The 25,580-nt window shown below is 60.2% G+C and carries 21 protein-coding genes and 1 pseudogene; 12 read left to right on the top strand and 10 right to left on the bottom strand.

Features of this window, described 5'->3' with window-relative positions; genetic code table 11:
* Positions 1-187 precede the first annotated feature (187 nt).
* The 3 genes from otnC to ACSV9I_RS18455 are packed head-to-tail and all read right to left on the bottom strand — an operon-like array spanning position 188 to position 3,120.
* The gene (gene otnC / locus ACSV9I_RS18465) at positions 188-829 is read right to left on the bottom strand and encodes a 3-oxo-tetronate 4-phosphate decarboxylase (protein WP_438330264.1); all 642 of its coding nucleotides are present in this window, start codon (positions 827-829) and stop codon (positions 188-190) included.
* Positions 826-2,091, bottom strand: coding sequence for a 3-oxo-tetronate kinase (gene otnK, locus ACSV9I_RS18460; protein ID WP_438330263.1), 1,266 nt, complete (start codon positions 2,089-2,091; stop codon positions 826-828). Before otnK ends, otnC begins: the two co-directional genes overlap by 4 nt.
* A 27-nt stretch (positions 2,092-2,118) precedes the next feature.
* Positions 2,119-3,120 (bottom strand): LacI family DNA-binding transcriptional regulator, encoded by a 1,002-nt coding sequence (locus ACSV9I_RS18455; protein WP_438330262.1) that lies wholly within the window; start codon positions 3,118-3,120, stop codon positions 2,119-2,121.
* A 195-nt stretch (positions 3,121-3,315) separates the two neighbouring features.
* On the opposite strand from ACSV9I_RS18455, the gene ACSV9I_RS18450 reads away from it, so the two are divergent.
* The 7 genes from ACSV9I_RS18450 to ACSV9I_RS18420 all read left to right on the top strand — a co-directional run bounded on the left by ACSV9I_RS18450 (position 3,316) and on the right by ACSV9I_RS18420 (position 10,563).
* Complete coding sequence (locus ACSV9I_RS18450; protein ID WP_438330261.1) at positions 3,316-4,434, top strand: sugar ABC transporter substrate-binding protein; 1,119 nt, start codon at positions 3,316-3,318, stop codon at positions 4,432-4,434.
* 71 nt (positions 4,435-4,505) lie between these two features.
* Positions 4,506-6,026: a sugar ABC transporter ATP-binding protein gene (locus ACSV9I_RS18445; RefSeq protein ID WP_438330259.1), complete on the top strand. Its 1,521-nt coding sequence runs from the start codon at positions 4,506-4,508 to the stop codon at positions 6,024-6,026.
* Positions 6,023-6,991, top strand: a complete 969-nt coding sequence (locus tag ACSV9I_RS18440; RefSeq protein WP_438330257.1) for an ABC transporter permease — start codon at positions 6,023-6,025, stop codon at positions 6,989-6,991. Before ACSV9I_RS18445 ends, ACSV9I_RS18440 begins: the two co-directional genes overlap by 4 nt.
* Positions 6,988-7,962 carry an ABC transporter permease gene (locus ACSV9I_RS18435; protein WP_438330256.1) on the top strand — a complete coding sequence of 325 codons (975 nt, stop codon included), beginning with the start codon at positions 6,988-6,990 and terminating at the stop codon, positions 7,960-7,962. Before ACSV9I_RS18440 ends, ACSV9I_RS18435 begins: the two co-directional genes overlap by 4 nt.
* Complete coding sequence (ltnD, locus tag ACSV9I_RS18430; protein ID WP_438330255.1) at positions 7,962-8,876, top strand: L-threonate dehydrogenase; 915 nt, start codon at positions 7,962-7,964, stop codon at positions 8,874-8,876. The genes ACSV9I_RS18435 and ltnD overlap by 1 nt, the downstream gene beginning before the upstream one ends.
* 1 nt (position 8,877) lies before the next feature.
* Positions 8,878-9,645 (top strand): 2-oxo-tetronate isomerase, encoded by a 768-nt coding sequence (otnI, locus tag ACSV9I_RS18425; protein WP_438330254.1) that lies wholly within the window; start codon positions 8,878-8,880, stop codon positions 9,643-9,645.
* Positions 9,646-9,666: 21 nt separating this feature from the next.
* The gene (locus ACSV9I_RS18420) at positions 9,667-10,563 is read left to right on the top strand and encodes an SMP-30/gluconolactonase/LRE family protein (protein WP_438330253.1); all 897 of its coding nucleotides are present in this window, start codon (positions 9,667-9,669) and stop codon (positions 10,561-10,563) included.
* Between the two features lie 284 nt (positions 10,564-10,847).
* On the opposite strand, the gene ACSV9I_RS18415 is transcribed toward ACSV9I_RS18420, so the two are convergent.
* The 7 genes and pseudogenes from ACSV9I_RS18415 to ACSV9I_RS18385 all read right to left on the bottom strand — a co-directional run.
* Complete coding sequence (locus tag ACSV9I_RS18415; protein ID WP_438330252.1) at positions 10,848-11,714, bottom strand: ribokinase; 867 nt, start codon at positions 11,712-11,714, stop codon at positions 10,848-10,850.
* Between the two features lie 6 nt (positions 11,715-11,720).
* Complete coding sequence (locus ACSV9I_RS18410) at positions 11,721-12,593, bottom strand: MurR/RpiR family transcriptional regulator (protein WP_438330251.1); 873 nt, start codon at positions 12,591-12,593, stop codon at positions 11,721-11,723.
* Positions 12,590-13,564, bottom strand: a complete 975-nt coding sequence (locus ACSV9I_RS18405) for an ABC transporter permease (protein WP_438330250.1) — start codon at positions 13,562-13,564, stop codon at positions 12,590-12,592. The genes ACSV9I_RS18410 and ACSV9I_RS18405 overlap by 4 nt, the downstream gene beginning before the upstream one ends.
* A 5-nt stretch (positions 13,565-13,569) precedes the next feature.
* Entirely contained in the window at positions 13,570-15,090 is a 1,521-nt protein-coding gene (locus ACSV9I_RS18400; protein WP_438330249.1) for a sugar ABC transporter ATP-binding protein, read from the bottom strand.
* A 69-nt stretch (positions 15,091-15,159) separates the two neighbouring features.
* Complete coding sequence (locus ACSV9I_RS18395; protein WP_438330248.1) at positions 15,160-16,206, bottom strand: sugar ABC transporter substrate-binding protein; 1,047 nt, start codon at positions 16,204-16,206, stop codon at positions 15,160-15,162.
* Positions 16,207-16,236: 30 nt separating this feature from the next.
* Complete coding sequence (locus ACSV9I_RS18390) at positions 16,237-17,229, bottom strand: sugar phosphate isomerase/epimerase family protein (protein ID WP_438330247.1); 993 nt, start codon at positions 17,227-17,229, stop codon at positions 16,237-16,239.
* Between the two features lie 694 nt (positions 17,230-17,923).
* Positions 17,924-18,382, bottom strand: a pseudogene (locus tag ACSV9I_RS18385) (ISNCY family transposase); the annotation flags it as partial.
* Positions 18,383-18,659: 277 nt separating this feature from the next.
* Between ACSV9I_RS18385 and ACSV9I_RS18380 the strand changes: the two are divergent.
* The 5 genes from ACSV9I_RS18380 (at position 18,660) to fhuB (ending at position 25,443) form a co-directional block, all read left to right on the top strand.
* Complete coding sequence (locus tag ACSV9I_RS18380; RefSeq protein ID WP_438330246.1) at positions 18,660-20,693, top strand: TonB-dependent siderophore receptor; 2,034 nt, start codon at positions 18,660-18,662, stop codon at positions 20,691-20,693.
* A gap of 112 nt (positions 20,694-20,805) precedes the next feature.
* Positions 20,806-21,699 carry an alpha/beta hydrolase gene (locus ACSV9I_RS18375; protein WP_438330245.1) on the top strand — a complete coding sequence of 298 codons (894 nt, stop codon included), beginning with the start codon at positions 20,806-20,808 and terminating at the stop codon, positions 21,697-21,699.
* Between the two features lie 114 nt (positions 21,700-21,813).
* Entirely contained in the window at positions 21,814-22,575 is a 762-nt protein-coding gene (locus tag ACSV9I_RS18370; RefSeq protein WP_438330414.1) for an ABC transporter ATP-binding protein, read from the top strand.
* A 13-nt stretch (positions 22,576-22,588) separates the two neighbouring features.
* On the top strand, positions 22,589-23,479 hold the full coding sequence (locus ACSV9I_RS18365; RefSeq protein ID WP_438330244.1) for an iron-siderophore ABC transporter substrate-binding protein: 891 nt from the start codon (positions 22,589-22,591) through the stop codon (positions 23,477-23,479).
* A complete protein-coding gene (gene fhuB / locus ACSV9I_RS18360; RefSeq protein WP_438330243.1) occupies positions 23,476-25,443 on the top strand; it encodes a Fe(3+)-hydroxamate ABC transporter permease FhuB in 1,968 nt (655 codons plus the stop codon). The genes ACSV9I_RS18365 and fhuB overlap by 4 nt, the downstream gene beginning before the upstream one ends.
* Positions 25,444-25,580 lie beyond the last annotated feature (137 nt).

The following is a 25,580-nucleotide window of genomic DNA, read 5'->3' as shown; positions in this document are numbered from 1 at the left end:
GGTTGCCTTAGTTCAAGTCGCGGTCTACGCCGCTTGGCGAACTATGCCGAATGCCTTATCTGGCAGAGTCGATGCTATTCTTTCTCTGACGTGATGATCAAAAAGGGCATGACTACTCCAACCGGATGCAGCGTGAGATTGGACCATGGAACTCGTATCGGACTGGATGGACAACGACGCAATCGCATCAGGCTGAGCGGAGCGCCTCAGCCTGCTCCAATGTCAGCGGCCTTACTTTCTCGTTGCGGAGCATCAGGAACAGCTTAGCAGTCTCTTCCAGCTCTTCCGTCGCATATTGCGCTTCTCGGAGCGTCTTGCCGGCAACGACAGGGCCATGATTGGCAAGCAGAACCGCGTGGCTATCGCGAGCCCGATTTCTAACCGCCTCCGCTAAAGCAGCATCCCCTGGCGGAAAGTAGGGCGCCATGGGCAAGCGGCCTACCCGCATCACGTAGTAGGCAGTCAGCGGAGGCAGAACGTCATTGGGATCGAGACCATCGATCAGACTGACCGCGACCGCATGGGTGGAATGCAGGTGCACGACGGCTCCTGAGCTTTCCCGCGCGCAATACATGCATTGGTGCAGAAAGGCTTCCTTGGTCGGTTTGTCGCCGCCGATATGCACGCCCTCGGCCGTGAATTTCGACAGTCGGCCTGGATCGAGCGACCCCATGGAAGCGTTTGTCGGCGTCATCAGGATCTCGCCGTTCGAGAGCCGCGCGCTGATGTTACCGGTAGAGCCGAAGGTGAAACAACGATCGAAAAGGGATTTGCCGACCTCGGCAATTTGGTCGCGCAGGCGGGTTTCCTCGGAGAGAATTGTTGTCATGGCAGGATGTCCCAGGCCTTGAGGAAAAAATCGGGCGCGCCGAAGTTGCCGGACTTCAGCGCCAGCGCCATCGGCTCCGTCTGTCCGAGCGTCAGCGTCCAGGGCACACCGGGATCGATCTCCGGTCCGATGAAGAGGGCATCGGGTGCCAGCGCACCGACGACGGCACCCGAGGTCTCGCCACCAGCGATGATCATTCGACGGACGCCAGCAGCCTTGAGGCCGAGCGCAGTCTCGGCGAGGAAGTGCTCGATCAGCGATCCGGCGCTGTCGCGACCGAGGGCAGCCTGGGCTGCCTTTACCTCTTCCGGTTCGGCACTCGAATAGATCAGTGGTGCCCGTGCCGACTGGGCCAGCGCCCAGGAAAGGGCCTCATCGACCCGGAAGTGACCTTCTGCAATCGCTATAGGGTCGAGCTTGAGCGTCGGGACCCCCGCCTCGATCGCGGTGCGGATCTGGCCGCGGGTCGCTTCCGAACAGGATCCGGCAAGGATCATCGCCCGTCCCGCTGGCGCGGAAAAAGCGAGTGTGCCGCCAGTAGGGCGCAAGCGCCCGGCGCGGCGGAAATTCTCCGGCAAGCCGAGCGCGATACCAGATCCGCCGGTGATCAGGGTCAATCCGGCAGCGGCCTCGCCGATTACCCGGAGATCGGCATCGGTCAGCGCATCGACGACCAACGCCTGTTCGCCCTTGCCTCGCGCAGCTTCGAAGGCTTGCGCGACGGCTGAAGCTCCCTGCCCGACCGTTTCGCGGGTCACAAGCCCCACCTTCAGCTGCGACTGGCCGGTCATCAGACGAACGAGCGAGCTGTCGGTCATCGGGGTCAGCGGATGGTTGCGCATCGGGCTGTCGGACAGCATTTGGTCACCTACGAAGAGGTGGCCCTTGTAGATGGTGCGGCCATTGGCCGGAAATGCCGGGCAGACGATGGTCAGATCCGTGCCGAGCGCCTGCATCAGGGCTTCAGTGACGGGACCGATATTGCCGGCGGGACTGGAATCGAAGGTCGAGCAATATTTGAACAAGAACTGCTTCGAACCCGCCGTCTGCAGGAAGGAAAGCGTCTCGAGCGACATGGCGACAGCTTCAGCTGCAGGATTGGTGCGCGACTTCAGCGCAACCACCACTGCGTCGACGTCCGAGAGATCAAGGTCGGTCTTGGGAACACCGATCGTCTGGATGGTCCGCATGCCCTCTCGCGACAGCATCAGCGCAAGGTCGGTGGCTCCGGTTAGGTCGTCGGCAATCGCGCCCAAAAGCATGGCATTCTCCGGTGAAGTGGCGCCTGGTCAGGCCGTTGCGCCATCGATGATGGCAAATCCGGTGTCGATGATCTGCGCCTCGCCCGGCCGTTCGGCCTGCGCGAGCAGCGCTTCGACGGCCGTCTTGCCGATATTGAAGCGGTTCGAACGAACGGTGGATAGAGGCTTCGGAAGCGCTTGGCCGATCTCCAGCCCGTTGAAGCCGAAGAGGGCGAGACGCTCCGGCACTCGTATCCCGGCGCCCAGACAATGCATGAAGCCGCCGACTGCCATGTCGTCATTAGAAAAGACGATCGCATCGGCCGGCGCGCCATCGGCACGAAGGCCGGCCAGCGTATCGCGGCCGGCAATCGTCGAGCTCGGACCGTCATGGCGCTTTTCGACGGCAAGGGAAAGACCGGCCTCTGAGAGCGCTTCGCAAAGGCCGTCATACCGGGCCCGTGCGCGACGGTCCGCCGTCCAGTCATGACCGACATAGCCGATCCGGCTATATCCACGACGCACCAGATGCTCGGCTATGGCGCGACCCGCCCGGCGATGCGACAGGCCGACGGCGAGATCGATCGGCCGATCGTCGATATCCATCAGTTCGGCGATCCGGATCCGGCTGTTTTCCAGCATACGGCGTGCAGCATCGGTGTGCTCGAAGCCGGTGGTGATCAAGGCCGTCGGCTGCCAGGCAAGCAACGAGGATACGAGCTGCTGCTCTTTGCCGAGATCATAATCGGTGACGCCGATCATCGGCTGATAAGGGGTGTCGGCGAGACCGGCATGAATGCCGCGCAAAACCTCGGGAAAAACGATGTTGGACAGCGACGGCAGGATCACGCCGATAATCAACGAGGCCGAAGAAGCAAGCGAGCCCGCGGCCCGATTGGGCACGTAGCCCAGTGTATCGATCGCATCGAGAACCCGCTTGCGGGTCTCCTCCGCAATCGAGCCCTTGTTGCGGATGACCCGCGACACGGTGTTCTCGCTAACATTCGCCAGGCGAGCCACGTGAGTGAGCGTCGGCGTCTCCGGCTGCATCAGTCTTTCCCCCCACTCATGTCGCCCGAATACTACCATACGACAGCATCGACCCCGCATCCTAGGACCGTGCCGAAAGCCTTATCTCAGCGCTAACATATTTCGCTTGATCCTGGCTAGAGGATGTGCTTAAAAAATTATGTTAGCGCTGAGATTAGCGCTTTCTGGGAGATTACACTTCGGGAGGAGTTCACCGTGAGAACCTTTAACAAGGCAGCGCTTGTCGCGTCTGCTGCGATGCTCTGCGCCTTCAGTTTCACTTCGGCCGTTCGCGCCCAAGACACCCATCGTCCGGAGTGCTTCTCTGCAGCACCCGACAATGCCAAGGTCATCAAGTACGAGAAGCGGGATGGTCCCTACAAGGTTGCCTTCGTCAACGGCTTTGCCGGCAATGACTGGCGCGTGACCGCGATCCAGGGCGCCAAGGCCTGGGCAGCCCGCGAAGAAAACAAGGCGAAGCTATCCGAATTCACCGTCGTCTCGGTTGGCAATGACAGTGCTGCCCAGATCGCTGCGATCGATAACTTCATCGCCGCCGGCTACGATGCGATCACCTTCATCGCCGTCAACCCGACCGCCTTCTCCTCCGTAATCAAGCGCGCCGAACAGGCCGGCACCGTGCTCGTGCCCTTCGACAACGTGCTCGACACCGATGCCATCGTGCAGGTGAATGAAAACCAGTTCGAGCTCGGCGCAATGAAGGCGGAAGCCGTCGTGCGTGAAATCGAAAAGGCCAAGGGCAAGGTCGAGGGCAGCGTACTCGAAGTTTCCGGCCTGCCGGGCAACGCGACCGACCGCGACAACCATCTTGGCATGCGCTCCGTGCTCGACAAGCATCCGGGCCTCAAGGTCGTCCAGGTGGTGGGCAACTGGGATGCCGGCACAGTTCAGAAGGTTACCGCCGACGCGATCGCCACCAATGGCAATTTCGACGGCGTGATGGTCCAGGAAGGCACGATCGGCGCACTGAATGCCATGAAGAATGCCGGTCACCCGGTCGTTCCGATCGGTGGTGATGCCGGCAATGGCGCCCGCAAGCTGATCGCTGAAGGCAAGTATCCGGGCCTGACCGCAGCCCAGGCGCCTGTCATGTCGGCCGTCGCACTCGAAGCCGCTGTTTCGCTGCTCGAGGGCAATGCCCTGCCACAGAAGGTCTTCCTGCCGATCCCGAACAAGGGCAATGCAGAGCTGAAGGAAGGCACTGACTACTTCCCGAACCTGCCAGACTCCTTCTACACGACGACAGGCTATCCGAACTGCTTCCCGGTCTTCACCCCGGAAGAGCTGCTCGGCCAGACCCCCGACAATACCTGATCCTCCCCGCTGGGCGGCGGTGCCTGACCTCTGAAGGTGCCGTCGTCCGACCCATACCAGGACATGCCAGAATGACGACAGCTCCGCTCATCGAGCTTTCGGGGATTTCGAAGTCCTATGGGCCGATCCAGGCTCTGAAGACGATCGACTTTTCCGCCCGGCCGGGCTCCGTGCACGCCATACTCGGCGAAAACGGCGCCGGCAAGTCGACCCTGATGAAACTGCTTTCCGGAGCCATCCAGCCGACGACCGGCGAGATCCGCCTTGAAGGCAGGCCCATCCGGTTTTCCGGAACGCGCCAGGCCTCGGCCGCCGGTATCGTCTGCATGTTCCAGGAACTCTCGCTCCTGCCCACCCTCTCCGTCGGCGACAACATCACGCTTGCCCGCCCCCAGACCCAATTCGGCTTCATGCTCGCCAAAGCCTATGAAGAAGCCCGTGCGGCTCTCGACTTGATCGGAGCCGAGAGCATTTCCCTCGACACCCCCGTCGAAGAGCTGTCGCTCGCCGATCGGCAACGGGTGGAAATCGCCAAGGCGCTTTACCAGAAACCGCGTCTTCTCATCCTCGATGAGGCCACCTCCGCACTCGGCGCCTCAGCCGTCGAGAAAGTTTTCACCGTCATCCGCAAGCTGCGCGACGAAGGTTGCTGCATCCTGTTCATTTCCCATCGTTTCCACGAGGTCGAGGCGCTCGCCGACACGATTTCTGTCTTTCGCGCGGGGCAGCATGTCCGCACCTTCCCGTCAGGCACGATCGACAACCAGAGCATCGTGTCGCTGATGATCGGCGAGACCATGGACCGGCTCTTCCCGCCACCGCGCCCGGCCTTGCCCGCAAATGTAGCGCCGCTTCTTTCCATCAAGGACTTGTGCTTCGCCGGTGAACTTTTCAATGTTGGCTTCACAGTGCGCCCCGGCGAGATCTATGGTCTTGGCGGCCTGGAAGGCCAGGGCCAGCAGCGCGTTCTCGAAGCGATCTTCGGCACACTCTCGGGCGTCAGCGGGTCGATCGAGCTTTCCGGCAAGACCTATGAGCGTCGATCGCCGCATCGGTCGAAGTCACCGGAGATCGGCCTCGCGCTGGTTCCCGAAGATCGCAAGACCGAGGGCATGATCCAGCCGCTGTCGATATCAGACAATATGCGGCTTGCCGGTATCGGGCTTCACGGCGACAGCGAAGCGCTCGACGCCCGCTGCCTCAGCCTTCTCGAACGCCTCGAACTGACCTATGGCCAGCTCTCCGATCCCGTCATGTCCCTGTCGGGCGGCAACCAGCAGAAGGTGCTGCTTGCCAAATGGCTGGCACTCGGCCCACGCTGCCTGCTGCTGCTCGATCCCACCCGCGGCATCGACGTCAAGACGAAGGCGCAGATCTATCGCCTGCTCAACGACCTTGCCGGACAGGGAATCGCGATCGTCATGCAGTCGACGGATTACGAAGAGCTCGTGCATCTCTGCGATCGGGTCGCAGTCTTCTATCGTGGCCGCATCGCGCGGGAACTCAGCGGAGACACATTGACGCCTGAAAACCTGATTTCAGCCGCCATGGGCCTCAGCACATCCACACCGGCGCCGGAGACCGTGCAATGACCGCGCTCTACGTCCGACGCAACCTGCGCGTCATCATCCCGACCATAGCCTTCGTTGCACTCTTCGTGCTCTACATCGCCACCCATCCGCGGGGGCTCTCCACCTATGTGCTGACGATCTGGTCCAACCAATCGGCGCTCCTGGTGTTTGCTGCCTTCGCCCAGTTCTTCGTCGTTCTGGTGCGCGGGATCGATCTCTCGGTCGGTGCGGTCGTGGCGCTGACCAATGTCACCGCTTCTTTCGTACTCGCCGGCGATGGCGGATCGCTTGCGTTCGGCGTGGCTGCCGTTCTGCTGGTCGGCATGGCCTGCGGGCTGTTCACGGGTCTCTTCGTCTGCTTCGGCAACGTGCCGCCGATCGTCGCGACGCTCGCCACCGGAGCGATCTATTCCGGCATTGCGCTTTATCTCCGACCGACGCCGGGCGGCGGAGTCAACTCCGAGCTCTCCGATGCCTTCACCTACGCGATCGGTCCTATCCCGACCTCACTGCTGCTGATCATTGTCACTGTGCTCGTGATCACCATTATGCTGCGCAGGACGAGTTTCGGCATGGCGCTGCAAGCACTTGGAGCAAACGAGCATTCGGCACAGCTCACCGGCATCAACACGACCTCAATACGCATCTCCGCTCATGTGCTGGGCGGGCTGATGGCCGGCATGGCCGGGCTCTATGTCTCCATGGTGACAATGACCGGTGACGCCGGCATCGGCCCCACCTACACGCTGAACTCAATTGCAGCGATCGTGCTTGGCGGTGTGTCGCTTGCCGGTGGCATCGGCACGGCAGTCGGCGTCGCCGTCGGTGCCATGCTGTTGAAGACCGTCGCCTCGCTGATGTTCTTCTCCGGCCTTCCTCCCCTCGCCCAGCCCTTCTTCGAGGGGCTGATCCTGGCGCTCGCGATTGCCTTCGGCTCCGTCGGCGTGCTGCGTGTCCGCAACAAACTGAAGTTGTTCGCCCAATGACCGACCGCGCGATATCAGGGCCATCAAGGCCCAGCCTTCCCGTCGACCCCGCCGTTCTGGTCGTTGCCATCGGCTGCGGTCTGCTGCTGGCTGCCGGCGGAACCATTCTGCCAACATTTCTGACAGCGGGTTATCTGCTGCAGCAACTGCAGATCGCCTCCTTCCTCGGCATCATTGCCGCAGGCGCCACGCTGGTCATCCTGCTCGGCCATATCGACCTGTCTGTGCCAGCCGCGATTTCGGCCATCGCCATCGTCACCACGACGATCGCAGGCTCGCAGGATCCGACTCTTGCCGCACTCGCGATCCCGATCGGACTTCTGACCGGCGCCCTGATCGGCCTGATCAACGGGATCGGGGTTGCCTTCCTGCGCCTGCCGTCCATGGTCTGGACGCTGGCGATGAACTCGATGCTGATCGGCTCCGTTGTCTTCTTCACCGGCGGCTTCAAGCCGCGCGGTTTGGCCCCGCCACTGTCGGTCACGCTGTCGCTCGAGCGCAGTTTCGGCATCCCCAACGCCTTCCTGTTCTGGCTGGTGGTGATGGCGGCGATGTTCTACCTGCTGCACCGGACAGTCTACGGCAAATATCTGATCGCCATGGGTAATTCGGAAAAGGCCGTCTACCTTTCCGGCATTCGCGTGCGGCTCGTTACCACCCTCACCTTCGTGGTCGCTGGCGTCTTTACGGCCCTCGGCGCCATCCTGCTCGCCGGCTATGCCAACCAGGCCTATCAGGGCATGGGCGACCCATATATGCTGCCTGTTATCACCGCCGTGGTCATCGGGGGAACGGCGATCATGGGAGGCCAGGGGGGTTATGGCGGCACGATCGTCGGCGCCATCTTCATCACCCTCCTGTCCTCCATCCTTTCTGTGCTGCAGATGCCGGAAGCTTTCAGGCAGATTGTCTTCGGTGTCATCATTCTGGCCATGCTTTTGATCCGTGGCTACAAGAGGAGCTTTCGCTGATGTCTTACCTTCCGTCCGTAGCCGTCGTCGGCCTCGGCTCCATGGGCCTCGGCATGGCGCGCTCGCTGATCCGAGCCGGACATGCCGTGCGTGGCTTTGACATCAGTTCCGATGCGCTGAATGCGCTAGAGGCTGCCGGCGGCACCGCAGGCAACAATCCGGCTGACGCAGTGGCCGGCGCCGATGTCGCCGTGATCGTGGTGGTCAACGCCGCACAGACGGAGTCCGTCCTCTTCGGCGAAAACGGTGTCGTCTCTGCCATGAAATCAGGTGGCGTCATCATTGCCTGCGCAACGATCTCGCCGGCTGAAGCCAAGCGCTTCGCTGCCCGTGTCGAAGAGGCAGGGCTTCATTACGTTGATGGCCCGATCAGCGGCGGCTCGAAGAAGGCCGAAGCCGGCCAGCTGACCTTCATGGCATCGGGGTCGCCTGCCGCATTCGCTGCGGCGCGTTCGGCGCTCGATGCCATGGCGGGCACGGTCTACGAACTCGGCGACCAGCCTGGCATCGGCTCATCTTTCAAGATCGTCAATCAGCTGCTGGCCGGCATCCACATCGCCGCTGCCTGCGAGGCGATCACCTTCGCCAAGAGCATGGACCTTGACATTTCACGCGTCTTCGACGTGATAACCAAGTCGGCCGGCAACAGCTGGATGTTCGAAAACCGCATCCCGCATGTGCTGGAAGGCGATTACTCGCCGCATAGTGCCGTCGCGATCTTCACCAAGGATCTCGGTATCGTCTCCGATATCGGGCGACAGGCGAAATTTCCCCTACCCATTGCAAGCGCTGCTCTGCAGCTCTTCATCATGACTGAAGCCGCCGGCATGGGACGCGACGACGACAGCTCGGTTGCGCGCCTTTTGGCAAAGATTTCCGGCCTGAAGCTGCCTGGCATGGAGGACGAGGCCTGAGATGCCGAAATTTGCCGCCAACCTGTCGATGATGTTCAACGAGGTTCCCTTCCTCGACCGTTTTGCAGCCGCAGCCGAATGCGGATTCAGGGCCGTCGAATATCTCTTCCCCTACGATCACCCGTATGAAGTCGTCGCCGAGCGACTGCAGGCGGCAGGCCTTGCCCAGGCGCTGTTCAACATGCCGCCCGGCGACTGGGCGGCAGGCGAGCGCGGCATGGCAGCTCTGCCGGGCCGCAAGGCGGATTTTGCAGCCGCACTGGACACGGCAATCGCCTATGCAAAGGTGATCGGTACTCCGCTGCTGCACATGATGGCAGGCCTAGCGTCGGCTACCGATCCCGCTGCGATCGCCACCTATCGCGACAACCTAAAGCGCGCCGCCGACGCCACAGGCGAGGCCGGCATCGGTCTCGTTATCGAGCCAATCAACAGTCGCGACATGCCGGGCTATTTCCTCAACGACTTCAACCGCGCGGTCGACTTCATCGCCGAAATGGATGCGGCACATATGAAGCTCCAATTTGACGTCTATCACCGACAGATCCTGCATGGGGACGTGATTATGGCGCTTCGGCAGATGGGACCGCTTATCGGCCATATCCAGATCGCCTCAGTGCCCGATCGTCATGAACCCATGATTGGCGAACTCGACGACCGCAGGATCTTCGCTGAGATCGATGCGATCGGCTACCAGGGCTATGTCGGCTGCGAATATCGTCCGGCAGCAGGCACCCGTGAGGGGCTGGGCTGGATGAGCAAGATCTAACCTTGCGGGGAGTTGGGTGTTATGCGTTACACAGATTGGTTCGAGATCATTGACCCGGCGTTCAAATCGCTGATCCTGCCGAATGTGCATGTTGACCTGCTCTACACAGGCGGACGCTGGCTGGAGGGACCAGTCTACGTGCCGGCGGCGCGCCATTTGTTGTTCTCGGACATCCCGAATAATCGAGTGATGCGATATGACGAGGTCAACGACACCGTCGCAACCTTCGAGGCACCATCGAATTTTGCAAACGGCCATACCCTCGATCGCGAAGGGCGGGTAATCGCTTGCGAACACCTAACGCGACGTGTGACCCGCCGCGAACATGACGGTAGCCTGACAGTCCTTGTCGATCGTTTCGAAGGCAAGCGGCTGAACTCGCCAAACGACGTGATCGCGGACAGACAAGGCAATATCTGGTTCACCGATCCAAGCTACGGCATCTCGACCCCTTATGAGGGGGCACTGGCGGAAAGCGAAATCGGAAGCCGCAATGTCTACAGGTTGAGCCCTGACGGACGCCTAGATGCCGTGGTGACCGATCTGGTTCAGCCTAATGGGTTAGCCCTGTCACCGGACGAACAGACATTGTACGTCGTCGACAGCGGCGTAGAGCCCGCTCGTCTCATGGCATATGCACTGGACTATCGAGGCTGTCTGCAAGCAAGCAGTGTCTTTAGCGAGTGTAGTAATGGGATGTATGATGGTCTGCGCGTGGATGCCGCTGGATACATCTGGACGAGTGCAGGCGATGGCGTGCATTGCTTGGATCACAATGGTCGCGTGATCGGAAAGATCCTCATGCCTGAAACGCTGAGCAATGTCTGCTTCGGCGGGCCTGAGTGCAACCGTCTCTACATCACGGCAACGCGTTGCCTTTATGCCGTTTATCTGAACGCGACAGCACTGCGGACCTAGCGCACTCAAGGACGAATACTCACGCCTAAAGCTTGCGAGATCAAACGTGCACGGAACGGTTTGCAGCTGACAAGCGGGGTCCAAAGCTGGCCATCTCTATCGCTGGTAGAAAGTCAGCATGAGTTGATGCTCTTGAATGGATAGGAATCTACGATCCCCATTCAGAGTTTCTGAGTGCTTCATCACGCGCTCACATTAGCGGCGCGTCACCGCCTCTGGCTTTGAGTGCGATCAGGGAACGAGTCAGTCCCATAACTTTCGGCTCGAAGTCTCAAACCGCAGACTCAGATCGACGCGCTGACGAGGGTCGCGGCCGCCCTGTTGGCGGCATCTATCGCAACTGTGATCCCCCTGCCCTTCGCAAGTTCGGCAGCGAGCACACCAGTAAACTCGTCACCTGCACCATGCGTACTGACGAGCTTTACCTTAAGCGCGGGGACGGCCAGTTCAGACCCTTCGGCAGTCACGCAAGCGACCCCTTCGCCACCTGCTGTCACCACTGCGACCGGATAGGTCTGCGCCAAACGGCGCGCGGCATGCAGTGCGCCATCAAGCGTGTCGACGACCGGACCCTGGGTAAGTTGCTCTGCCTCTATCTGATTGACGACAATCACGTCGACAAGCTCCATGAGCGCAACAGAAAGGTCGCGCGCCGGGGCCGCATTGAGTATGACGCGCCCTCCAGCAGATCTCATCGCTTGGGCAGCGGCGACATTGGCAGCATCTGGAATCTCGTTTTGGAGGACGAGAACACCGCCCTTCGAAAAAAGCTCGGCCGCGGCTTCGACATCCACCTGCCCCAAGGCAAGGTTGCTGCCGGACACGATGACTGCACCATAGTCACCGTCCTGGTCGAAGATCGCCACACTCATGCCGCTGCCGACACCGTCGATGATGCGAATGAACCTGCTATCAACATGCGCGCTTGCCTGGTTGGCCACGAGAACACGTCCGAAATCGTCATTCGCCACAGCACCGATCATTGCCGTGGGAACGCCGGTCTTGGCCGCGGAGATCGCCTGGTTCCCGCCCTTTCCACCGCATTTCGGCAGCCAACGCTCGCCAGTAACGGTCTCGCCCTTGCGCGGACGCCCCGGGCCATGGACGATGATGTCGTAGTGAAGGCTTCCGAAAACGATGACCTGGGACATGGTTCCTTACACAATCTTGTCTTTGCGCTTCGACATGACCGCAGCCATGGTCTTTTGCAGGTTCTTCTCCGCTACCCCGTAATTGCGTTGGGCGACGGCAACGAATAGGGCGTCGAGAATGTTGAGTTGGGCGATGCGGGCGGCGGCATTTTCCCCCATCAGCGGCGAACCTTGCGCCGTTGAACAGAGAACAATGTCGGCCATCTGCGCCAGCGCGGATGAGTTATAGTTGGTGATTGCTATCGTCCGGGCGCCATTTCGGCGCGCCAGCTGGATCGCCTCGATTACCGCCGTTGTGTTGCCGGAATGGGAAAAGCCGATCGCCACATCGCTCGGACCCAGTAGGGCTGCCGACATCAGCATCATGTGCGAATCGTCCTGAACATTCGCGCGAATACCGATGCGAAGGAATTTGTGGGCAACGTCGCGGGCGATCTGGGCCGATCCGCCGACACCGTAGAAATCGCGCTGCCCGGACTGATTGACGAGGTCGGCTGCTCGATCGAAGGCGTCCATGTCGATGATCGCCAGAGTCTCTTCGAGCGCGTTGATCGACGTCCGAAACACCTTTTGGATGATCTCCCGCGACGTATCCTCGATCGACAATTCCTGATGCATTTCAGCGGTCGGCAGCTGGCTGTATTGCGATACGGCGGACCTGAAGTCGCGATAGCCGGAGAAGCCGAGCTTCTTGGCAATCTTCACCACCATCGCCTCGGACACCCCGGCTTCCTCCGCGATCTCCTTCAGTGCCGTTTCGTCGGTGAAATTGCGCAAAGCGAAAACCGTTTCCACGACCCGCGCCTCCAGCGGGGTGAGCAAAGGCATCATCATTCGAATGCGCGGGCCGACCGCCTTCAAGTCATTCAGGGAATTCATCCACGACCTCTCGTTACGCGATCGATCATCATCGCAACGAGAATTATAAGGCCGGTCGCCAGCAGTTGATAGAAGGCCTGAACGTTCATCAACGTGAGACCGTTGCGCATGCTGCCAAGGATGATCGCCCCCAGGATCGTACCAATGACACTGCCCTTGCCGCCCATCAGCGAGGCGCCGCCGATGGCTGCTGCCGCGATGGCGTCCAGTTCCCAGAGATTGCCGAGAATTGGCTCGGCAGCGCCCAGACGACCGATCAGGATCATCGAGGCAAGGGCTGCCAGCGCACCGGAGATCACATAGGCCGTGATCTTGGTGATCGCGATCGGCACGCCGGCGACATAAGCGGCCTCTTCATTGCCGCCGACAGCAAGCAGATATTCACCGAGCGGTGTCTTCTTGAGAAGAACCCAAGCAAAGATGGCGACAACCGCCACCATAATGACCGAATTGGGAATGCCCGCGACGGAGCCATTGAACAAGGAGCGGAATGCAGGGGGCAGGCCGAAGACGGGGTTGCCGCCGGTGTAGATCAACGCAATGGCGCGGTATGTGCTAAGCGTTCCAAGCGTCACGATGAAGGGCTGAAGTCCGACATAGGCAACGAGAATCCCGTTGACCAAGCCGCATACAACGCCAATGCCCAGACCAGCAAGAATGGCAAGCGGGATCGGCGTTCCGGCGACCAGAAGGGCTGCCGTGATCACGGCGGCAATGGCAGCCGTCGGTCCAACCGAGAGATCTATGCCCCCGGAGATGATGACCAGCGTCATGCCGAGGGCCAGGCACGCATTGATGCTCGATTGCTGCAGGATGTTGACGAGGTTCCTCTGCGATAGGAAATCGGGCACCAGCAGGCCGAAGATGGCGATGATGATGATCAGGCCGATCAGGGTCCCTGCGTCGCGGAGGGACAGCGATCCCAGCAGTTTCGACTGTGTTGCAGCGGCATTGAGCGTTGGATCGGACATGACTTTTATTCCTGTTGGCTTTGCCGGGCGGGCGCACGATGCCCCTTGCCGACGGCATGAGAAACAATCGCTTCCTCTGAAAGCTCTTCGCGCGCCAGTTCGGCCACGACCGTCCCCTCGCGCATGACAAGAACCCTGTCGGATACACGCATGACTTCAGGGAGTTCGGACGACACGACCACGACGGAATGACCTTCGGAGGCGAGTTCCTCGATGAGATTGTAGATTTCGGATTTGGCGCCTACATCGATACCGCGTGTCGGCTCGTCGAACAGCAGGACCTTGGATCCCGCGGCCAGCCAGCGGGCAATGATCGCCTTCTGTTGGTTGCCTCCACTGAACAGACGGATCGGCCGGTCGAGCAGGAACGGGCGCAGATTCACGCGGGTCAGCAGCTCAGTCGCCGTGCGCTTCAAGGCTCGATGGCGAATGATGCCGGCCGGTGCGAAACGTTTCATCGACGGCAGCGCGACATTGTTGGTGACGGAGCGGCCCGGAATGATGCCTTCGCGCTTTCGTTCTTCCGGCAGGAGGCCAATGCCGGCCGCGATAGCGGCTCGCGGATTGGAAAGCGTCATGGCCGCCCCGTCGATCCTGATGGTGCCGCCGGTTGCTCTGTCGGCGCCTGCAATCAGGCGCAGGAGTTCCGTGCGACCGGAGCCGACAAGGCCTGCAATGCCGAGCACTTCCCCCTTATGCAAGTCGAAGGAAATGCCTTGGACCTTAGCGGAAGAGAGATTGCGCGCTTCGATACGGACATCGCGGGTCGCATGCGACATATGCTCTTCCGCCTGCAGCTCCCGTCCGACCATCATCGATATGACATCGGCGGGCTGCGTCTGCTTGAGGTCGACGACACCGACCAGCCTGCCGTCACGCATCACGCTGGCGCGCTCGCAGATCCCGAAGACCTCATCCATCTTGTGCGAAACATAAATGATGGCCACGCCGCTGGCAGCCAACCTTTTGATGACCTCGGCAAGGCTCTCGAATTCGCTTGGCGTCAGGCTGGAGGTCGGCTCGTCCATGGCGATGATTTTCGCCTTGTCGAGGAGCGCGCGGGCAATTTCGACGACCTGACGCTGCGCCACCTTGAGCGAGGAGATCGGTGCTGCGGGATCGATCGTAGGATCGATCATTGCCAGCGCTTCAGCCGCCCGCTTCTCCTGCTCGCGCCGATTGACCAAGAAGCCGCCTGCCCAGGTGATGGGATGGCCGAGAAACATGTTCTGGGCGACGGTCAGGTGCGGCACCTGCTGCAATTCCTGATGGATCATTGCGACACCGGCCATGCGAGCGCTGTCGGGTGTCTTGAAGGCCTGGGCGACGCCGTCGATCAAAAGCTGTCCGCTCGTCGGCTTGAAGACACCGGACAGAATACGCAGCAGGGTCGATTTGCCTGCACCGTTTTCACCGAGCAGGGCGTGTATCTCGCCGGGCGCAATCTGGAAGGAGACGTCTGACAGGGCACGCACGCCCGGAAACACCTTCGTCATGCCTTCGAAAGTCAGTCTGGCAGTGGTCATTATCTTTGTGGCCCTTCGTGAGGATCGACGGCCGGCCCGTATAGGACCGACCGCCTGCCTTGGGTGGTCTTACTTGCCGGCGGCCTTCATCAGGACGGCACGAAGATCGACGCCGTCGCCCTGGAAATCAGCAAGATTGTCCTTGGTGATCAACGCCTGTGGCGTTGCAACGACGCGCGGCAGGTCTTGGCCAGCGACGAGACGCAGGGCGACTTCCATGCCAACTTCACCCGTCAGCACCGGGAAGCTGTCGACGGTGCCGGTAAGTTCGCCTGCCTTGATCGAGGCATAGGCATCGGAGATACCATCTGTACCGAATACCGCGACCTTCTCGAGCAGGCCGGCTGCCTTCACCGCTTCGACGATGCCGAGCGCCATACCGTCATTATTGGCATAGAAGCCGACGAGATCCGGATGCTGCTGCAGAATATTGGTGGCTGCATCATAGGACATCTGGCGATCCCAGTTGCCAGGCACGCTTGCCACGACCTGGAACTTGCCCGATTCCTCAATGGTTTTCTTGAAACCATCGGTTCGCTGCACGGCCGCATAGACGCCGGCCTGCCCTTCGACGATGGCAACCTTGCCACCTTCCGGACGATTGTCGATGAACCATTTGGCAACGCGGACACCATTGTCGCGCTGGACGTTGCCGACATAGTGCTCGGCCTGCGGGATGACGGCATCATTGACGTTGACGACCGGAACGCCCGCAGCCTTGGCCTGCTCCATGATCGGCTGCAGATTGGCATCGGTCTGCGGCGACAGGAGAAGAACCTTGTAACCCTGCGTGACCATGCCTTCGGCAATCGTCAGCTGACCAAGCTGGTCACCTTCACTCTGGGCTGCCTGATAGGCGCTTTCAACACCAACCTTGTCCGCAAAGGCCTTGTAGCCCTCGCCGAGCGAACGCCAGTATTCGTTCGTCAGCGTTTTCGATACGCCACCGGCCTTGGTGCCGGCCGGGATTGCCGGAAATGCGCCGAACTTGGCTTCCAGTTCGGACCAGTCCATGCGGTCCGGTTCAGAGTCGGAATTGAGCGGCGCCAGGTCCTGGGCAAAAGCTGCGCCGGCCCAGAGGCTCGCCGCCAGGGCGAGGGTCAAAAGTTTGTTCATCGGTTCCTCCCGAGTTTCATGGTCATTGCGTTAAGTGGCTGCCCCAAGCATCAGCTCCTGCAGAATGGCCTGGGCGGCAACGGCATCCTGACGGTCAATCGCGCCGGAGAGGCGATTGTCCTGCTCGAGGCGATCAACGACATCCAGCATCCGCTTGACTGTCGTGATGTTCACCTCGCATTCGTGGACCGGATCCAAGCCGGTCATGTCTGGAAATGTGTCGAAATAGATGGCGCCGTCATATCCGTCGCGTCGGATCTGCCGGAGCAGTTCGATCGTCTGCACAGTATGCACGGCGCCGACCATGAGACCGTCATCGCGCTTTGCGTAACCGTCGTTCAGATGGACGCCGAGAAGCTTGCTGTGGCGGGCAATCAAAGCTGCGGCAAAGGCCGGCTGCTCATCGGCATAGAGAACATGTGCAAAGTCGAGCGTGACGCCAAGATTGTCGGCTCCGACATCCCGGATCGCCAGCAGCGTTGTTGCCGCATCCGGCATCAGGCTGTAGGAGCGTGGCTCATTCGGCTTATACTCGATGCTGATCATGCAATCGCGGTCGTGATCGCAAACTTCACGAATTCCGTCAATTTCGTGTTGCCACATGCGGGTGTAATCCGCCTGGAACGCGTAGTCAAAGCCGTCTTGGCCGAGCCAAAGCGTCATGAGGCTGGATCCTACCTCCCGGGCAGCATCGATGCCCTTCTTGGTGAGATCGATCGCTTCGCGTCGGACAGCAGCGTCCGGGTGGGTGAACGCCCCCAGCTTGAAAGCCGGGTTGGTGTAGTAGCGCATGGCAAAGCCATTGATCGAGAGGCCCAGATCGCCCAGTTTCTTTGCAAGTTCACGCGGATCTTCACCGAGATGATCGGGATAATTGAGATCAAGATCCGTCAGGCCCTGAACACGCGAGGCACGTTCAGCCATTTGCAAGACGGTGGGCTTGCCCTTGATACCCGGCCACGCGATGTGGGCAGCGGAAGCGAAGGAGTTCAGACGGGTGGCAAAACGTGGCTTGGTCAACATCAACATTCCCAACAGTTATATCCCGCACACTTCACAGCTTCACATTCTTTTGTAAAGTCTGAATTGATTCCGCAGCGCAGCAATTCGATTCTGCGCACGCGAAAGAACCCGGGCGCAGATCGACAACGCGCTCGGATTGCGCCTGTGACTGTAAAATGCTCGCTCTGCGGGACTCCCACCGCTCACTCGCAGCTCCGGAACACAGGGCGAGGGCTTCTTGTATGGTTAGCTTGCCATGACCAACCGTCGCCCAGTCCGCATCAGCGAACTGCTATTCATCAATCGGCAAAAAGCTCGGAAAATTCTCGTTCAACCGATGGCTGCCCTTCGCCACGGCGTCTGAATTTAGAAGTGCAAGGCGTCAACCTTCGCAATCACTCACTTGGAGAACTACAAATTCCCACCGCGGGGGAATTGGGGCGCGGCGCTGCCGTTGCCTAGCGCCTTGATGGGATACGGACCAGAGGCCTGCCCATCGACCCTCTAGTATCTGCAAATTTTTATCAACTAAGGCGCGTTGATTGTCTGTAGCGACAAAGTTGAATCATCCGCCGGTTTGCAAAGTGAAAAATGTCCGATGCGTCGTTTCTGGCACGCCGACCAGCCCCGATCTGAGCGGCCGATCCGCTAGCAAGATCAGATCGGGGCGGGTGTGGCACGCCTCTTCGGCTTTAGCTTTGAGGCATGTCTTGCGAGCCTGCTGCCACGCCAGCGCTTGCCGACGCCGCGCAATCACCGCCGGATCGTTCACGCAATCCCTATGCCTTCCAGACTTGCGACCTCGCGGCGTGTAGCCGTTCTTCTCGCTTTTGGTCTTCACGACCGGCGGCACCCGCTGGGCCTGCCGCTCTTTCACATAGGCCAAAACGTCGCCGAGTCGCTTGTTCTTGGTGATGGCTGCATGTGTCACGCGCTGCCCCTTGTCGAACACCGTGTAGGGCAGAGAATAACCTTCCCAACGCACCTCCAGTCGACCGTCAGCATAGGCATAGGTCTCGGCATAGCGACCGACCAGACCCCGCGCAATCTCCGTTTGCTCCAGCATGATCCGCTTGCGTTCGAACGAAAACGGCAATTGCGATTCGACATGACGCTGCTCGCGCTTGCAAAGGATCTCCGCTCACCGATCCGGCATCAGGTTCAGCGGCCGATGCGGACAAACCTTAAGGGCGCATCCGCGAAAAAAAGTTGATAATGTAATTCATATTATATTGATCGCCAGAAATTCAGTTTCTATAGATGGGCCCGGCGAGACTTGTCGCCCAGCGCCCCTCCCTCGCTGCTCCAGATCCGTGATTTCGCGGATGTTTCACCAAAGTTTTCTGCTTGCCAAAAAGGACCGGGCAATGATTTTTTCAAATCGCGAGTTGAGCTTGCGCTACCATTTGCTCGGATCTACCGCACTTATTGGTGTGATAATTATTTCATTGATGCCGACCACGGTATTTGCGCAGGATGCCACCAGTGGCGTCACAGAGTTGGCGCCGATCATCGTCAATGGAGCCGGTGCCGAGAAAATCAGCGAGGACAATGACACCCTCGTCCCAGAACGCTCGGTTTCTGCCCTGAAGACTGACACGCCACTCGTCGAGACACCCCGTGCGATTTCTGTCGTTACCCGTGAGGAACTGGAGCAACGCGCAGCAACCGACATGATCCAGGCGACCCGCTACAGTTCCGGCGTTACCACCGGTGCCTTTGGCTACGACCCGCGTTTCGACCAGATCTACATCCGCGGAATAGAAACCACGACTGCGGGTGACTTCCGAGACGGACTGCGCCAGCCGATCATGACCTATGGCTCTTTCGCGACCGAGGTCTATACACTGGATCGCATCGAGGTGTTGAAGGGGCCGGTCTCTGTTATGTACGGCGCCGCGAGTGCAGCCGGCATTGTCAACCGTATTTCCAAGCTGCCGCTCGAGGAAGCCCATCACGAGGTCGAGCTGCAATATGGCACCGTCGGCCGTAAGCAGGCCGCCTTCGACTTTGGCGGTCCCATCAATGACGAGATGTTCTACCGTGTGGTTGGCCTCACCCGCGAGGGTGAAGGAAGCTACGATATCGCAGATGATCGCTATCTCCTGCAGCCGTCGTTCACCTGGAAGCCGAGCGACAGTACGACGTTCACCGTCTACGGTTTGGCACAGAAGGGCGAGACAGGCGCCAGCGCTTGGAGCTATCTGCAGCGGGATGACGTCTTCCTCTATACCGACCCGGAATTCAACAGCCAGAAGGTCGACCAATACCAGCTCGGCTACCAGCTGGAGCATGAATTCGAAAACGGCCTGACCTTCCGCCAGAACGCCAGAGCTGGGGATGTCGAGCTGAAGGCGCATTATCTCGATCGTGTAAACCTCGACACCAATGGCGACTGGCCGACGACCGCGGTGACGGACGACATGCGCACCTACCAGATCGACAACCAGGTTGAAGGTCAGTTCGATACCGGCAGCATCTCACACACGCTGCTCGCAGGCCTCGACTACACCTATGTCACATCGGACTTTGCCATGGGCAGCGACAGCGTAGCTCCCGGTACGGCCGCCTCTGCTATCCCGGTCCCTGCGCTCAACTACTTCACCAGCAGCGACCTCAGCCAAACCGGAATATACGCCCAGGACCAAATGGAACTCGGAAACTGGCGTGCCGTGGCCGGTTTGCGCTATGACTGGGCGCATCAGGAATCCGTCGTAAAGGGCCCCGGTGGCTCGACAAGCGAGAAAGACGATGGCGTCCTCTCCGGTCAACTCGGTCTCCTCTACCTCTTCGACAACGGTCTTGCCCCCTATCTCAGCTACGGCACATCCTTCGTGCCTTCGACCGCGCTTTCAGCAGACGGCTCAGTTCTCGATCCAACCGAAGGCCGCCAGATCGAAGCGGGCGTGAAGTACCAGCCCGAGGGCGAAAGCTACTCGTTGAGCGGCGCCGTCTATCGGCTGGTCGAAACCGGCAAACCGCAGTACGATTCTAGCTACTTGTTCTCCCACAACTCGGGCGAAAACACTTACACCGGATTTGAACTCGAAGGCCGCACCGAGTTCGAGAACGGCATCAGCCTAATCGCCGCCTACACCTACGCGCATGCCGAAATCACCGGCAACATCGACCAAACACTTATCGGCAACACGCCGTCCACGGTTCCGCGCCATGTCGCGTCCCTGTGGGTGAACTACGCGCTTCCGGATGATACGGCCCTGGCCGGTCTCAGCATCGGCGCCGGCATACGCGCCATGAGCGATTCCTTCACCAGCGACGCAAATACCAGCAAGAACTCTGGCTCCGCCTATTTCGATGCGGCCCTATCCTATGATTTCGGCGTCACGTCACCGGAACTCAAAGGCTTGTCGCTGTCCATCAGCGCCAGCAACCTTGCCAACCGGCTCGAACAGGTCTGCACTGACGGTTATTGCTATACCGGCAGGAACCGCACAGTTCTCGGCTCGCTGAAGTACCAGTGGTAATCATCGGCCTGGGCGGTCGTCTCCTCGCAATCGTCCCGCCGCGCTTACAGAGGCGCAGCTGAGGATGAAGAAATGAACGACGTCGTCGCCTGAACATTTCTGTGGAGCGACCATGACTGAAAACGCCTTCGTTCTGCCCGGAACTGTCCAATTCGATCTGGCACCAGTTTCGGGCGGCGAGCCTTACCGGATCCTCCTGTTTGTGCCAAAAGGAGAACCACCTGCCGAAGGTTGGCCGCTGCTGCTGACGACAGATGGCAACGCGACCTTTCCCTTCGCCGTGTCCAGCCTTGTGACGCAAGCGCCCTACCCGAGCGGAACCGGGATCGACTGGGGTGTCGTCGCCGCTATCGGATATCCTGGTGATGAGCCCTACAATGCCCAACGACGGGCATGGGACCTGGGCCCCCCGCCGATCAAGTCCTATCCCCCCTATTTCGAAGGTGGCCCTCCGGTCCGCATTGGCGGGACGGGAGAACTGCTTGCATTCATAGAGATGCAACTCTTGCCGCGGCTTGCCCAAATGGTGAAGCTCGACATCAGGCGGCGGTCGCTTTTCGGGCACTCGTTCGGTGGTCTCTTCACGCTGTACGCCCTTTTTGAGCGGCCTGGACTGTTTGCCAACTGGATTGCTGCAAGCCCGACCATCTACTGGGAGGGCAGTGAAATCCTGAACAATGAGACGGCTCGCCAACGTGTCCCGGGCAACACGGCATTCCTGCATTTGTCAGCCGGCGAGTTCGAAGGCGATCATCTGGCCCCCTTCCAGCATAGCAATGAAGATGCCGCCGCTCGCCTCGAAAAGAAGAAGACCGAACGGACGGTTGCATTGGCGTTAGAGATGGCAGAGCGCCTTGATGGTTCCGATGACGGAATTCGAACCCAGTTCGAGCTGTTTACCGGACAGACCCACATGTCCGTGCTCGGGCCGGCGGTCAATCGGGCCGTGAGCATCGCCTTCGCCGTTGCGCAGGAGATCGAAGAATCGCATGCAAATGCTCAGTAAGGCGCAAGGGGTGACAGGTCCCGGCTTCGCCCCCTCCCCGCCACTGCAAGAAAAGAAGGCGGCATCACCTCGGCGCAACACACCAATGAGACACCCAAATTGACGCAAACATTCATGGTCGAGAACATCGGGCTTTCTATCGAAGGCAATGCCATTCTCTCGGACGTCAGCCTCGATTTTCCGGCCGGCGAAGTGGTGGCTCTTGTAGGCCACAATGGCTCGGGGAAATCCAGCCTTTTGAAAATCCTGGCGCGGCAGCTCATGCCGACTGTCGGATCGGTCAATTACGGCGGTCGCGATCTGGATCTTTATCACAGCCGTGACTTCGCACGTTCGGTCGCCTATCTGCCCCAGGATCTGGGAACGGGTGCTGAGATGACGATCCGTGAACTCGTCGCATGTGGCCGCTATCCCTGGCATGGCGCCCTCGGGCGCTTCTCTGATACCGACAGGGGTATTGTCGACGCCGCGATATCGGCAACAAATATCGAAAGATTTGCCGATCGTGTGGTGGGAACGCTATCCGGCGGCGAGCGCCAGCGCGCTTGGATTGCAATGCTGATTGCACAGGATGCCCGCTGTCTGCTGCTCGATGAACCGACCGCGGCATTGGATATCGCGCATCAGATCGAAGTGCTGTCTCTGGTGCGGAGACTGGCGCATGAAGGCGGCCGGAGTGTCGTCATCGTCCTCCACGACATCAACATGGCCGCACGCTTCTGCGATCGGATCCATGCCCTGAAAGGCGGGCGCGTGGTTGCCAGCGGCAAGCCGGGCGAAATCCTGCGTCCGGACACACTCAATGCAATTTACGGGATCGACATGGATGTGATTTCCGTTCCGCATCTCCCTCATCCGCTTGCCTATGCCTGCTGAGGTGGAACACGTGATGGGGATTTCACGACGCTCATTCCTGAACTGTGTCGCAGCTGCAGCTACAGCCACAACGATTCCGACACCGCTATTTGCGGGTGTTGACGGGAAACGGATCGTCAGCCTCGACTACGGGCTGGCATCGACACTCCTGTCGATCGGCCTGCCTCCGGTTGGAATATCCGATCTTGCCGATTGGGGACGATGGGTGGTCGAGCCGCGCATGCCGGACTCGGTTGTCGACATCGGCAGCTCATATGAGGTCGATTTCGAGGTCCTTCTCCAATTGAAGCCGGACATCATTCTGACGACGCCTTACCTGGACGAACTGCTGCCCAGGCTCGAACCGATCGCGAAAGTTTTGCGGCTTGAAATCTTCACGCCCGACGGAGGCCCCATCCTGCCGTCATCGATCACAGCCACGCGCAAGCTGGCAGCAGAGCTTGGCCGCGAACGCGAGGCGGAGCTTTTCCTTGAGCGGTCAGACGCATTTTTCGACGGATGCCGCGCGCGGCTCGCCGGCCGGTCCATTCCTTCACTGGCCCTGGTGAGCTTCATGGATGCCCGCCATGCGCGCATCTACTCGGCCCCTGGTCTGTTTCACAACGCGCTCGAGCGCATTGGGCTGCGGAACGCCTGGACACGGCAATCGAATTATTGGGGCTTTGAGACGATTGGGATCGAGGATCTCTCCACCGTGAGTGACCCGGACGCGCGGCTGATCGCGCTTGAGCCCGTGCCTTCGGATGTTCTGCCGAAACTGGTCGAAAGCCGGTTATGGCAATCATTGCCATTCTCCCGGCCCGGCCATGTGTCCGTTATCCCGCCGGCGCTGATGTTTGGCATGGTCAACGAGGCCGTGCGGTTCGCAGGCCTGGTGACCGACCTTCTGGAACAAGACGCATGAGTGTCCTTAGCCGTGATAATCTCGGGCCCGCGCTGCTCTCTCTTCTGCTGCTTTGCGGCGGATGCCTCGCGTCCTGGTTTCTCGTGGAGCCGGCGCTTTCGCAAGCGATCACACCGGGCTACGACATCGGGCGTATGGTGCTCTACCATTCGACATTACCCCGGCTCGCCACCGCGCTCATCGCCGGGGCAGCACTTGCCCTGTCGGGTGCCCTGTTCCAGCAGGTTCTGCGAAACCCGCTGGCCGATCCGACGACGCTCGGTGTTTCGGCGGGCGCCAATCTCGCACTGGTCATAGTGTCGCTTTTCTTGCCCGGCCTTCTTGGCGTCGGGCGCGACATGGTCGCCTTGCTGGGGAGCACCGTTGCTGCTGCAATCGTCATTGGTCTCGGGGCCAGGCGTGGTTTTTCCCCATTCGCCTTGGTTCTCTCGGGCCTTGTATTGAGCCTCTGGTGCGGCGGTCTGGCTGCCATTCTGACCTATCTGAACCAGCGATACCTGGCGAGCTTGTTCATCTGGGGTGCTGGCTCTCTGGCGCAGCAGAGCTGGGTCATTCCCCTTTCGCTTCTCTGGAAGCTGGGATGCGTTGCCGTCATCTCGGCGCTGGTGATCAGGCCACTCTCACTGCTGGATCTTGGTGAGAGCAGTTCGGTAGCGCTCGGCGTCAAGCTTGCTCGGCTTCGCATCGTGGTCGTCGCCTGCGCGGTCGCACTGGCCGCCTTCGTCACCAGCGCGGTTGGCGTCATCGGCTTCATCGGGCTGGTCGCACCGACGCTTGCGCGCCTTTGCGGGGCCCGCCGGCCGGTGCAACTAATCGTCTGGTCCCCGGTGATTGGTGCTGGACTTCTCTTTCTCGCCGACTCCGTGCTGCAAAACGTTGCAGGCAGTCTAGGCGACTTCCTGCCAACGGGTGCTGTCACCGCCATCTTCGGTTCGCCACTGCTTCTGGCGCTTCTGCCGCGATTGAAGATCCGCCACAGGGTTGATCAGGCAGCGGCGCGTCAAAGGTTGCGCCGGTGGAATTCGAAAGTCCCCGTCATCGTTGCTGTCGTCGGTATCCTGATGATTCTCGCCATCAGCCTCTTTGTGGGTCGCGGTCCCGGCAGCGCCTGGGTTGTTGTCTCCGGAGAATTCCTCGGCGACATTCTCGCCATCCGGGCGCCGAAGGTATTTGCGGCTTTTGCATCCGGGGCAATGCTTGGCGTTGCTGGCCTCATTCTCCAAAAACTGACCGGCAACGAGATGGCGAGCCCCGAGGTCTTGGGTATCAGCGCTGGCGCAACCTTTGGCGTAGCGATCGCGCTTTTTGCCGTCAGCCCCGGTCTTTCAGGGCAGTTTGTCTTCGCCGTCGCTGGCGCTGTTGCGGTTCTCGGCGTCATACTTCTGACTGCACGTCGCTCTACCTTCGCCCCGGAACGGGTGCTGCTGGCCGGCATCGCACTGAGCGCCATGGTTGACGCGGCCGTCGGCGTTCTCAGTTCAACCGGAGATCCGAGAGCCGTCCTGCTCATGCGCTGGATGAGCGGTTCGACTTATCTGGTCAATGGCACTACGGCCCAAGTGGAAGTCATCGTCGCGGCGGTGCTGATCGCAATCGCATTTGCCGCGCGCCGTTGGCTGGATATCCTGCCGCTCGGCCCGGCACCTTCAACTGCGGTGGGCATACCGCTGGCGCAATCGAGATTGATGTTGTTTGGGCTTGCCGGTCTGATGACGGCCGCCGCAACGCTGACCGTTGGCCCGCTCTCTTTCGTCGGCCTTATGGCCCCGCATTTTGCGAGAGAAGCCGGTTTTAAACGTGCACTGCCGCAGATGATCGGGGCAGCCCTTATCGGTGGCGGACTGTTGGTCATCGCCGATTTCGTCGGTCGTACCATCGCAGCACCCTACCAGATTCCAGCAGGGCTGGTGTCTGCCCTGCTTGGCGCGCCGTGTTTGATGTATCTGTTGAGTAGAAGACGCTAGGCTGCGTCAATGCGCAGTTGACCTGAGACCCAATTTCCCTCCAGTTTTCGAGAGAGTCTTGGATTTTCAATCTGGCCTCATGCGGCCTGTTTTTCCATAGCCATTTTCATTGCGAACTCGCTGGGAGTGATATTGCC

This window comes from Rhizobium sp. G187, from assembly GCF_051549525.1.
GTDB lineage: Bacteria > Pseudomonadota > Alphaproteobacteria > Rhizobiales > Rhizobiaceae > Allorhizobium.
Note: the sequence above shows the minus strand (reverse complement) of the source record. Positions and strands in the feature narration are given on the sequence as shown.

What these genes read in the sequence shown, in the direction of transcription:
- otnC (WP_438330264.1), bottom strand. Translation starts at nt 829, where the DNA reads ATGACAACAATTCTCTCCGAGGAAACCCGCCTGCGCGACCAAATTGCC.
- otnK (WP_438330263.1), bottom strand. Translation starts at nt 2,091, where the DNA reads ATGCTTTTGGGCGCGATTGCCGACGACCTAACCGGAGCCACCGACCTT.
- ACSV9I_RS18455 (WP_438330262.1), bottom strand. Translation starts at nt 3,120, where the DNA reads ATGCAGCCGGAGACGCCGACGCTCACTCACGTGGCTCGCCTGGCGAAT.
- ACSV9I_RS18445 (WP_438330259.1), top strand. Translation starts at nt 4,506, where the DNA reads ATGACGACAGCTCCGCTCATCGAGCTTTCGGGGATTTCGAAGTCCTAT.
- ACSV9I_RS18440 (WP_438330257.1), top strand. Translation starts at nt 6,023, where the DNA reads ATGACCGCGCTCTACGTCCGACGCAACCTGCGCGTCATCATCCCGACC.
- ACSV9I_RS18435 (WP_438330256.1), top strand. Translation starts at nt 6,988, where the DNA reads ATGACCGACCGCGCGATATCAGGGCCATCAAGGCCCAGCCTTCCCGTC.
- ltnD (WP_438330255.1), top strand. Translation starts at nt 7,962, where the DNA reads ATGTCTTACCTTCCGTCCGTAGCCGTCGTCGGCCTCGGCTCCATGGGC.
- otnI (WP_438330254.1), top strand. Translation starts at nt 8,878, where the DNA reads ATGCCGAAATTTGCCGCCAACCTGTCGATGATGTTCAACGAGGTTCCC.
- ACSV9I_RS18420 (WP_438330253.1), top strand. Translation starts at nt 9,667, where the DNA reads ATGCGTTACACAGATTGGTTCGAGATCATTGACCCGGCGTTCAAATCG.
- ACSV9I_RS18415 (WP_438330252.1), bottom strand. Translation starts at nt 11,714, where the DNA reads ATGTCCCAGGTCATCGTTTTCGGAAGCCTTCACTACGACATCATCGTC.
- ACSV9I_RS18410 (WP_438330251.1), bottom strand. Translation starts at nt 12,593, where the DNA reads ATGAATTCCCTGAATGACTTGAAGGCGGTCGGCCCGCGCATTCGAATG.
- ACSV9I_RS18405 (WP_438330250.1), bottom strand. Translation starts at nt 13,564, where the DNA reads ATGTCCGATCCAACGCTCAATGCCGCTGCAACACAGTCGAAACTGCTG.
- ACSV9I_RS18400 (WP_438330249.1), bottom strand. Translation starts at nt 15,090, where the DNA reads ATGACCACTGCCAGACTGACTTTCGAAGGCATGACGAAGGTGTTTCCG.
- ACSV9I_RS18395 (WP_438330248.1), bottom strand. Translation starts at nt 16,206, where the DNA reads ATGAACAAACTTTTGACCCTCGCCCTGGCGGCGAGCCTCTGGGCCGGC.
- ACSV9I_RS18390 (WP_438330247.1), bottom strand. Translation starts at nt 17,229, where the DNA reads ATGTTGACCAAGCCACGTTTTGCCACCCGTCTGAACTCCTTCGCTTCC.
- ACSV9I_RS18380 (WP_438330246.1), top strand. Translation starts at nt 18,660, where the DNA reads ATGCCGACCACGGTATTTGCGCAGGATGCCACCAGTGGCGTCACAGAG.
- ACSV9I_RS18375 (WP_438330245.1), top strand. Translation starts at nt 20,806, where the DNA reads ATGACTGAAAACGCCTTCGTTCTGCCCGGAACTGTCCAATTCGATCTG.
- ACSV9I_RS18370 (WP_438330414.1), top strand. Translation starts at nt 21,814, where the DNA reads ATGGTCGAGAACATCGGGCTTTCTATCGAAGGCAATGCCATTCTCTCG.
- ACSV9I_RS18365 (WP_438330244.1), top strand. Translation starts at nt 22,589, where the DNA reads ATGGGGATTTCACGACGCTCATTCCTGAACTGTGTCGCAGCTGCAGCT.
- fhuB (WP_438330243.1), top strand. Translation starts at nt 23,476, where the DNA reads ATGAGTGTCCTTAGCCGTGATAATCTCGGGCCCGCGCTGCTCTCTCTT.